At 55.1% G+C, this 10,485-nt stretch carries 7 protein-coding genes; all 7 read right to left on the bottom strand.

The genetic code is table 11. From position 1 onward, the window contains the following. Positions 1 to 199 precede the first annotated feature (199 nt). The 7 genes from G9463_RS22270 to G9463_RS22240 all read right to left on the bottom strand — a co-directional run bounded on the left by G9463_RS22270 (position 200) and on the right by G9463_RS22240 (position 10,087). Positions 200 to 1,063, bottom strand: a complete 864-nt coding sequence (locus G9463_RS22270; protein WP_165897861.1) for a site-specific integrase — start codon at positions 1,061 to 1,063, stop codon at positions 200 to 202. A 1,361-nt stretch (positions 1,064 to 2,424) separates the two neighbouring features. Beyond that, complete coding sequence (locus G9463_RS22265) at positions 2,425 to 3,654, bottom strand: glycosyltransferase family 2 protein (RefSeq protein WP_165897862.1); 1,230 nt, start codon at positions 3,652 to 3,654, stop codon at positions 2,425 to 2,427. Positions 3,655 to 4,169: 515 nt separating this feature from the next. Next, positions 4,170 to 5,153, bottom strand: a complete 984-nt coding sequence (locus G9463_RS22260) for a hypothetical protein (protein WP_121304898.1) — start codon at positions 5,151 to 5,153, stop codon at positions 4,170 to 4,172. After that, positions 5,153 to 5,554, bottom strand: a complete 402-nt coding sequence (locus G9463_RS22255) for a DUF5684 domain-containing protein (protein ID WP_121304896.1) — start codon at positions 5,552 to 5,554, stop codon at positions 5,153 to 5,155. The genes G9463_RS22260 and G9463_RS22255 overlap by 1 nt, the downstream gene beginning before the upstream one ends. 635 nt (positions 5,555 to 6,189) lie before the next feature. Then, complete coding sequence (locus tag G9463_RS22250) at positions 6,190 to 6,609, bottom strand: hypothetical protein (RefSeq protein ID WP_121304894.1); 420 nt, start codon at positions 6,607 to 6,609, stop codon at positions 6,190 to 6,192. A gap of 28 nt (positions 6,610 to 6,637) precedes the next feature. Next, positions 6,638 to 7,360 (bottom strand): cell surface protein, encoded by a 723-nt coding sequence (locus tag G9463_RS22245; RefSeq protein WP_121304892.1) that lies wholly within the window; start codon positions 7,358 to 7,360, stop codon positions 6,638 to 6,640. A gap of 45 nt (positions 7,361 to 7,405) precedes the next feature. Continuing rightward, positions 7,406 to 10,087 (bottom strand): alkaline phosphatase PhoX, encoded by a 2,682-nt coding sequence (locus G9463_RS22240; RefSeq protein ID WP_165897860.1) that lies wholly within the window; start codon positions 10,085 to 10,087, stop codon positions 7,406 to 7,408. Between the last annotated feature and the right edge of the window lie 398 nt (positions 10,088 to 10,485).

Raw genomic sequence — 10,485 nt, 5'->3', positions numbered from 1 at the left:
ACCGATTCCGATCCAAACACATCTAGCGGAATCATTCGTGTCGGGCACCGCTGACGCGGTGCCCTTGTCCTCTTCGAATCCACAGCTGCCGCTCAACAATATCCACAATCTCCTACGCAAGAGCGTTGAATAGAATCTGGGGTTCGGTGTTTCCCTAAATCGGACGTGAGGAGTATTCTATGACTCGCTTATACAATGGCTATGCGTCGATGTAGCTTTGCAATGAAGCCTGTGAGCAGTCAGGGCTTGGAGTCTCAGTTGTGGAAGGCTGCTCTATCGATGGCGAACCGTCTCTGCTCCGAGGATGCTCAGCTGGACTGGAAGTGGCTTGAGCCTGAGAGATCACTTCATCAGTATTGTGCAGGCCGCCGGTCGTGAGATCGGTGATGTGTTCCCCATCGCTGATGTCGTTTGCTTGAGTCAGTTCGTTTATACGCTGTTGGAGCTGATTCCCTCCAGCTTGGATGTACCGCACTGCAACGCGCATATCGTTCCAGCCGAAGAGTCCCTGGAGATACACTGCTTCAAGCCCTTGGCGAGCCCACCACAGTGCGGCGTACGCTCGGAGCGCGTGTGGGTGGATATCTTCATTAACACCGGCGCATTCAATGAGTCGGTTCAATCGCCGGTTGATAGTCGATTGAGCACAGTCGTAGTTGCCCACCATATCGGCGAACTGCTCAGTAATCTCAACGGTCTTGTCTGATTTGGTATAGGGTACCGCTCGATGACTGGCTCGGTATTTTGGTTGCCAGTAATTTTCAAGCGCCTCTGCTTGTGTGATGTCGTCGTTTTCAGCCGCTGCGGCCGCCTGCTCCTGACAGTACCGACATCGGCAGTCGTCTTGTACTGGAATCTGGATGATTTTCCGCTCTCGGTCAAGCCAGCTGGGGCGGAAGTGGAGGAGCTCACCGGATCGAAGGCCTAGTTCGCCCATCGCGCGGAGCATGAATACTGCTTTGGTCCGCTTTCTCGGATTCTGGATGCGTTTGGCCACCATCAGGAGGTGTTCGTACTCTTCATCTGTTGGGGCATTGTCTGCAGCTGTAGTTGGGTATATCATGTATACAGAGTCAAGCGTTGATGAATAGCGCTCGTATAGGTTGGGGTACCGCAGTTCAACACGCCACTCTCAAGACACAAGTCGGGCTTGGCCGGCTGCGGGAGTGAACTAGCGTGCATGGTGAGAGCGGCTAATTAGAAATTTGCCGGCCGCATATAAGAACATTCGCAGCGCACTTATTTTTAAAATAAATTAACTTATAAAATATACCATAGGAATGGATGACAATAGAAGTACATTACAGTGAGTGTCTATGGCCCAGTAAGTATGACTGGGCAGCAGCGTGCTATTTTATTCGGTCCACGGTGGTCCAGTCAACTGAAACCACACCCGCATCAACCGATACCGGCCTAGCTTCTGCAGCGGATTCGATGCACCCGCCACGACAACGCCAGCGGAAGCATAGCCGATCCGAGACCCGGGGGTCCTGAGCTAGCCCGGTCCTTCAGAATGGCATCCTCTCCGGTCACAATTATGTGAAGAGACAGTGTCAGTTATCGCGGACAGTCTCTTGAGCTGCTGGAATCTGAGGGGTCGCAACAGTATTCCATGCCAGTCACAGTGAGACAATTTAGTGCAAAACGAATGCCTCGGTTTTGCATCTAGCGGCAACATAGACTGGCGCGGGGCCCCGCGCCACTTCGGACCTTCTTTGCCGTGATTGAGAGAACTGGCTGTAGAGGAGTTGTACCAGCATATTGACCGATTTTGCATTCAGTATCTATCGCTTGAATTACGTACATATGGTCATCGAGTCAAATACTCAAACTTTAACGGAGTCTGTCATGACGTTCACCGGCAACCGACCACCGGGTGGGGGGTGTCTGTTCAGCCCAAACGTCGCTTTTGCATCTGCCGGCAATATTTACTGACACGGGGGCTACACTGGTTCAGATATCTTCTCTTTTGATTGAGAGAACCGGCAGCAGAATCGCTGTACTCGCATATTGCTCGGTTTTGCATTCGGTATACTCCGTTCGCTCGAGCAAGCGCAGTTGTCATTTCGGGATGGACCAGTACCAAGCGTCAGGTGGTGTCGCGATCGTCGCCGGCTGGTCACCGGGTAGGGTAGAGCCCATGTGATAATTACAAGCAGATAACCGAAACCGAGCGTATTGCGCCCGTCTGTAGACTAGCGAGGAGCTGCTCCACACGATTCGTGAACTCAACCCGGAGAAAGTAACTGGGGCGGCGTATACGACCCCGAAGCGGACGCAGGGTGGACCAATATCAGGGGGGCCTGACACCCGGCAAATATACAGTCTCCGTGCTCTCCAAGCACTGGGTTCCCAGTTTGACTGGCGTGCAACAAACTAAGCTGAAATCTGGGATTGCTGGCAAAATAATAATCGCGTGTTCAATTAGTCCCTGAACAGTTCTGTATCGAATTCGTCAGCCGATTCGCGGACAAGGCGGTCTTCCCCGTCATGGGCTGCAATCGCACCCTCGTCCAATTCTGGGTTGACCCCTTCGATGGTCTCGGGTACGACCTTCTCTGTGACCTCGAACTCCTCGATTGGGCTGATAACACCCCATGCAGCCCCGATGGCGTGGAGTACAACCGCCAGTGGAGTCAATATCAAGAATACCGGCCATAGTAACGGATGCTTTCTGTAGGCCCACAGGCCAAACAGCATATATATGAATAGAACAGCCAGTAGTGCAGTCGAAATCAGTTCGAAAAATTGGATGCTGACTGTTGCACCGGGGACGAGCGAAGCACCCATAATTAGCAGTGGAATCGCTGGCGAGAATCCCCACGACACCACGCGAGTTAGCGTCAGTGGTTGGTACAATAGCGGGAGGATATGATTATCTTTCAGTGTCCCAGACATCCACCGGCGACGTTGCTTAATCATCGCTTTCAGCGATGGTGGCGCTTGATTTCGAAACCGGGCGTCAACGAGCCGATATTCTAAGTCAAACCGATCCGCAGCTCGCCAGATAAGGTTCGTGTCCTCGGTAATCGTCGCTACGTCCCACGTAAGCTCATCCTCCAACTCGTGTCGAATTGCGAAGCCGCCGCCCCATGCGTACAGCGGATATGAGAGACGCCGGAAGGCACGCTGTTCGAACTGGTAGCCGACTCGAAACACTTCACACAAATAGGCGAGCCGTGAGCCAGTGAAAATCGGTTTTTCAGTAAACTGAACGAAATCTGCATCAGGGAGGCCAGTCAGCCCAGTAACCAGTGTATCTTCGTCGAGATACAGGACATACTCTGCGTCACAGGAGATGTGTCTCCGTGCCCACTCAACGGCACGGCCCTTGTTTGTGGCGTTACAGCTGAATGAGTCCGGTACGACAGATACGGCTGCCCCATCAATATCAATATCCTGTTCAGCGATAACCTTGACTCCAGCAACACCATCAGGAACTGAGTCAACAGTTGCCTGGACAACGTCTTCCGCTCCGATTGTGAGTATGCGAACCTGTAGATCATCTAATCCCCAGGTGTCCATCTCGCTCGAGTTCCACCCAATGCCGAGCGGTAAGACTTCTATTAACCACCAGACCGCAGAGAGCGAATAGACTAACGCTACCCAAATGAGAAACGTCGTTGTCGCGAATAATAGCGTGTCAGTTAGCATCCAATAACCTATAATTAGATTCTTGGATAGTACCCATTTGAACTCACTGCTTTGCTCCAGTTCAGCGCCTGCAGGGATAAACCGAGCAACGTTAACCCAGCCAACGCCAACACCTGAGGCATTTCGGATGGTATCAGACACAAATGGATGGCGCCGTCGGGTTGGGCACTAACGAAATCGAGTGCGCGCATCTAGCACGCCTGTGACGATTGGTTAGAATGGCCGGGGGACTCGACGACGGGCTACTTGGACGAGCACCAACGGTGTGGGAAAAAGTACTTCCCGAGTAGGGCTACGCGATTACGGTTCGGTATCGGTGGCCGGCGGTGCCATTCAGGGAGACTGAGTGGTTGCTACAGTGGCGTGGTGGCCTGACACTTCTGTATCTGAAGTTCCGCTGCAGATTCTTGTACCACCAGTATCAGCAACCCACCGTGTATTATAGAAGCGCTGGCACGACATTCCTGCCTTGCCACCGCCCGGTATCACTGTCGCTCTAGCGTTGTGAAGAGCTATCACGAACAGGCAGCTGTGGGTGGGTTAGCTGTCCTTGTTTGTTCATACTCGTCGAATGAGGCATATCGGAGTTCTGCCCAATAGAGTCGTCCATCGTACCGAACGAGCCATGACCCAGACTGGCCAGTTGCCGAGACCGCCGTGTGGTCGTAAAACTGGTCAAGCACCGACCGAAATGCCGCGTCACTGGTGTTTTCTGCGCGGTATGTCCCATCAGTCGCCTCGGACACGACGGCTCGGGTATCCGAATCAAGGCCATTCAGTTCGAACGCATACGTGTCACGAAGACACGCAGCGTACGGCCCAGCGCCGTTTGCGACCGGTCTGGGCCGGTACCGGTACACTGTAAGCGGTTGTGACTTATTCGATATTACCTCAAGTTCAATGAGCGTGCCCTCATACCTGACCGCATCGTACTGGCCGTTGGCAATCGCCGACCGGTTCAATTCTGCGGGGGAATAGGTCTGGTCTTGCTTAATGCCTCCCGGCTGAACCTCGTCTTCTTCGAGACTGTCCCTCGAAAGGTACGACACAGGAGAGTGAAGCATCGCTTGGTCGATTGGCGGTAAGTCGTCGTAGTCGGCGACAGTCCAGCCGGTCTGGTCGGTCTCGTTTGTGGTTACATTCTTGTCGAGTCGATACGTCACTTGTCGGCCAGTCGTCGTGTTGACCGCAGCGTACGAGAGCGTATAGAATCGGTCACCAGTCCGATACACCGTCTCGTTAGCGCTATGCGGCGGCTCCGTCGCGGCGACCATCGCTGAGTCGTTCTTCGCGGCCTGACGGAGAACTCGCATACCGCGGTCGCGTTCTTCTGGATCTCCCAACTCTTCTTCAGAGAGCTGTGTACTGGCGTTGTTAGCTAGCTCTTCGTCATCCACTGGCTCCATCGAGAGCGAACCGGCTGGCTGCCCGCAGCCAGCGAGTGCGACGAGACAAAGCGTTGCAGCTGTGACCAGAATCAGCCGTGCTTGCACGTTCATTATGCTAACTGGCTAGAGTTGCGATACTGGTAATCGCCAAAGCCCATCAGCGGGAAGAAGAGGATGCCAAGGAATGCGAGTCCAAGTCCAAACCCGATGCCTCTTCCGAACGCCCGAGCTACGCCAGCATGAATCTTATACACTGCGTAGAGGTTCACAACCGGAACAACAAGCAGTAGCAGCCACCACCATCTGTTCTCACCAATCTGGAGCATCACGTACAGATTATATATCGGGATGATTGCCTTCCAACCTGCGTGGCCGGCTTTACTGAATACCGTCCACATACCAGCGACTTGGACTCCAACAAGGGCTAACTGGAATAGGAGTATTACAGTGGCTGCGGCACCACCGAGGATGTCACTACTTTGGAGGGGAGCTTGCAATTCAAGCGGGACCATATTGGCGTCACACTGCTGAATGATTAAAAAATTAATCAATCTGTCTCATGGCGCAATCGTGTTTTGCGGGTGTGGAATGGATATCTTGGTTTCACATCTAGTGGTAGTCTATACTGATACGGGGGCTACACTGGTTCAGATATCTTCTCTTTTGATTGAGAGAACCGGCAGCAGAATCGCTGTACTCGCATATCGCTCGGTTTTGCATTCGGTATACTCCGTTCGCTCGAGCAAGCGCAGTTGTCATTTCGGGATGGACCGGTTCTAACGGACAGCTGTTGTGGCGATCGTCACCGGCTGGTCACCAGGTAGGGGAGAGCCCATGTGATAATTACAAGCAGATAACCGAAATCGAGCGTATCGTGCTCGTGGGTAAGCCAGTGAGGAGTTGCTCCACACGATTCATGAACTCAACCCGGAGAAAGTACCCGACCGGGGCGGTGTATATGACCCCGAAGCGGACGCAGAGTGGACCAATATCAGGGGAGGCTGACACCCGGTTTTCCTGCCGCCCTCGTACCCGGTGTGATCGGTGTGCAACAAACTACCCCGAAATCCGGAACCACGGACAGTCGAGACTCCCCCAGAGGAAACCATGCCGTTCACGGCGCGAAGGATGTCATGGACTCACTGTGTCAAGCGTGGTTCTGTTCCTTCGCTCCCTCACGGATTTTCTCTGAGCGCTTGCGAACGCGTGAGACGTATCGTTCGATTTTCTCCGGTTTCTCGCCATAGAATGATGCGGCCCAGTGGACATCGACGCTGTCCTGTGTGAGGAAGTAAGCAACGAGTGTATCTCGGCCTGCCTGTATGATTGTTGGCGGGACGCCACGTTTGCCAGTTTCTGCCTCCTGAAACCCGTTCACGTCGAAGTACACGTCGGCATACAGCGTTGCCATCTCAGGATCATCGAACTCGATTCCCTCGTGATCTGGTGCTTTGAACCGGTAGCGAGTCCTATCGCCTGTCGTTTGTTCAACGATACGTACGCCAAGGATGTATTCACGGTAGGTTGAGCTGTCCGTCGGTGCATCGGCGGTGCATGGTTCCGGCATAGTGTCTGTTGGTAGAGGCTTATGATTGTCAGGCAGTTCTGGCTGCGAGGGCCGCTACCGCAGCGAGTGCGACGAGAGCAATCAATATGGGAAGTGCCCCATCCACTCCGGTAGTCGACTGGTTGCCGCCAGTCGTGGTATCGGTCATCCCAGTGGTTTCCATGCTCGACGAGTCCCCAGCGGCTGCTGGGGCTTCGGCCGCACCGGCCACTGCTTCTGTCGGTGCGCCCGCCGAAACTTCGAGGGTTGCCGGCTCGGTCGCGGGTTCGACTACTCCGCCGCCGTCTGCATCAACTTGGCTCGACGCGACGGTCACCTGCGTCTCGCCGCCTTCGACGCCCGTGAGTTGGACCGTTGCGAGCGTTACGTCGCTCGCTCCGGGTTCGATTTGTCCGTTGAGGTCAGCCGCCTCAATCGTGATTGTACTGCCGTTCGAACTAATAATGGGATCAGTCGTGAGCCCGAAGCGGTCGGAGTAGCTCGCGTTCTCGAACCGGGCGACCCCACGGTCATCAATCGCGAGATCGATCTGGTAGCCGGCCAGCCCATTAGGCACGCTGGTGAGAACGACTGATGTGGTCGCCGTCTCACCGGCGACGGTAGGCTCGGTCTTGATGCTGATGGCTGGGTCGCTTTGCCCCACCGCTAGTGTGGGGACCGTCGTTACAAAGACGATAAGTGCGACGAGCGCGAGGGAGAGGCGAGCACATCGGATGGAGCCACGTACCGAAAGGTGGGTGTCGTCTGTCATTGTGTTCCTGTATGGAAAGATGAGATGACTGCCGAATCGCAGTCTTCAGTTGACCTCTTCGTAGAGCTCTGTCACGTCCGCGTAGTCTATCTGCCCGTTCTCGTTGAAGTCGTACGCACCGGTGTTCAGTTGGACGCTGTCAGAATCCAAGTTCAAGAATAGTACTCGAACGTCCTCGTAATCAAGACGGCCGTTACCATTGAGATCCTCGAAGTAACCGTCGCCGTCAGGGTCAGTCGGCGCGTCGCTGCCGACAACCGTCCGTGGCCCACCAATAACGACACCATTTCGTGCTTCTGCTTCGATAGCGTCTCCGGTCTCGTCGTCCATCTGTTCGATGGAGACAGTCAAGTCGGTCGTGCCGCCGCTGTTAGCACGGATATCGAGTGTTGCGAGTGAGACATCCATTGCACCGGCTTGGACGTTTGTATCGACATCAGCCATGCGGATCGTAGCCGACGAGCCGTCGTCACTGATGGAACTCTCGGTGAGTCCGACCGCATCGGAGAACGAGACGCCAGTGATAGATGCAACTTCAGGGTTCGAGGTACTAACAGTGAGCCGAGCGCCAGAGAAACCAGCGGGAAGCGACGAGGCAGTCAACGGGACACTGCCCGTTGACCCGCTACTGACCGCAGCGGACTCGGCGCTGACAGTGACCTTCGGCTGGTAGACATAGAGACCGTCATTCGGATACGAGCGCGCGGGGCCGCCGAAGCCGTCCTCACAGCAGAGCACGCGGCCGTCCCGCATCGTATAGACGTTGTCGATATTCCGGAGCGCGTCGTCGGCATCTTCTGGGGAGTCAGTAAAGTCAGGACCGGTGATGACCGGTTCGAGCGTCGAGACATTGTAGTTTGATTCGAGCACGCCGCGGTAGACGACGCCGCCGTCGACGCGGTCAAGTTGGACATCGCCCTCGTCGTCCGCGAGCGCGTCGTTGAACTCCGAGATACCGAAGTAGATGAAGTCGCCGGGCTGGGAGTTATCCACGGTGTCGACGCCCTCAGCCTTGTTGAACTCGATGGACGCACCGATCTCTTTGGCGGCTGCGCGGGTCTCCAAGAACGGGACGCGACGGAGTTCTTCGTCAACGCCGTCGGGACCGTTTGCCTCGTACTGTTCGGCCCACTCGACGATGTCCTCGTTCGTGATGTAACTCTGGTTGCCGCTTGCGCTCTGGAGGACTGTAAGGTCGGCTTCTCTGACCGCGTCGGACACCGAGACATCCGTCCCGATTTCGTCCACACTGTATTCCGTGTGCTCTGTGATGTAGTCGGCCTGCGTGATGTCGTCGTACTCCGCGATCCACTCAGCAGCCTCGCCGTTCGTGGCGTGACCGAGCTCCATCCATTCGATTTCCAGTGGAGTCTGTGCGGGAGAGTTACGCTGACCGGCTTCGGCGGCGTTGGCCGCGTCATTGGTAATCTTTGGCGCGTACAGCGTGCCTGCGATGTCGTCTGTGTTGTCGTACTCCGGAATTGGCTCGTCGGCGACGAACTTGTAGACGCCCTTGCTATCACCGTCCGAACAGCCGTAAACAGTCCGCTGGTCGCCCTGAATATCTGGTGCTTCCCACGAGGCCCGTCCCATCACGTAGTACTTGACCGCTTCAGGTTCGTCCGAAGTTGGTTCGCGAAAGTCGACGAAGTACCCATATCGGTATGGATTCGGATACACGTCGTCGAGGAGCGTCATATTATTTTCGCCCCCTGCCTGGTCATCGCGGTCCGCACCGAGGTAGTATGCAAGGAATTCGACGCCGGTCAGGGCCCAAGAGCCCTGTGCATAGAAGCTCTCGTCGAGGTCGCCGCTCTCAGCGTATGACTCGATTGCGTCCGATATCTCGCTCGGGTTCGGCCGGTTCCAGAACTGACACCCGCCGATAAGGCCCTCGCCCGACCCCGCATCAACGATGTCGCTCACCGTCGCCGTCAAGCTGACGCGCGGGTGTGCGTAGTTCTCCTCAGCAGAGATCATCGTCTCCCACGGACTGAGGTCACCATAGCAGTTGATTCGCGTCCCCCCATGCTCACGGAGCGACTCGGTGTTGGTCAGGTTTATCGCGTTCTCGGTGTCCGCGCTCCACTCACCGTTCTCACCCTTGCTTATCGGGACCCGGGAAACGCACCCAGGGCTGTTCTCCCAGTTCGTGAACAGGTAGCCCTCGGTCCCCTCGTCGTTGCTCGGGACGAACTGGTTGCAGTCGGGGTTCGTCGCCGCGCCGCCGTACTGGGTGCCCGCAAAGTTCTCCTGGGTGATATCTGTTCCATCGGGCGTCTGGACCACACCAAGCCGTGCCTGCCCACTGTTGATGGGTTCGCGTCCCTGCACGAGGATTTCGTAGTCGCCGGCTGCGGACCGGACCTGACGCTGTTTATTTTCTGTGTCCGGAACCCCCACCTCAGGAAAGTCGTCATTGCTTCCGTTAAACTCAAACTGGAAACCGCTGAAATAGCCCACCGCAGCCCGCCCGAACTCTCCAGGGTTCTCTTCGTCCGGGTGTTGGAGACTGTACAGTAGTCCGCCGTCTTCGAACACGAATGGCCCTGTCACCTCCGCACCAAATGCCGTTGTCGAGAAGCGCTTGAGGCTCCCAGCGACGCTCGGAGCGCCCGGTGTATCTGTCTCTTCGACTTCTTCTCCGCTTGCCACGCCGATGACGCTGGCCCCAAGCGCAGCAGCCACCGACTGTGAAAGTACCTGCCGTCGAGTGAAATCGACCATGCGAATGAGAAATTCAAGGTTTTGTTATTAACAGTTTATAATACTGATATGATAATTCGTTATAGCAAGCAATGAGTCAATTCATCAGTATACTACTAAGTTAGTAAACGTGTATCATTTTGTATCTAATCTGATTATACGCTGCAAGTGAATTGCATATACTCTCAATAAGCAATAAAATGCTTGAAACAGTAGATATGATTAGGTACGTACTATCCATATTAAGATTTGTCCGTCAAATTATCATAAGCTATAATTCGATCTTAGTTCGGACGCTCTTGCGAAGGAGATTGTTGATAGCGAGAGCAGCGGCTGAAAGTCGAAGAGGGCAAGGGCACCGCGCTAGCGGTGCCCGATATGTTCCCAATAAGCCGGTTCGTGTCGGAATCGGCTGCAGC

This window comes from Haloarcula sp. JP-Z28 (assembly GCF_011440255.1).
Taxonomy (GTDB): domain Archaea; phylum Halobacteriota; class Halobacteria; order Halobacteriales; family Haloarculaceae; genus Haloarcula; species Haloarcula marismortui.
The sequence above is the reverse complement of the archived record's forward strand: the minus strand, read 5'-3'. Positions and strand labels throughout refer to the sequence as shown.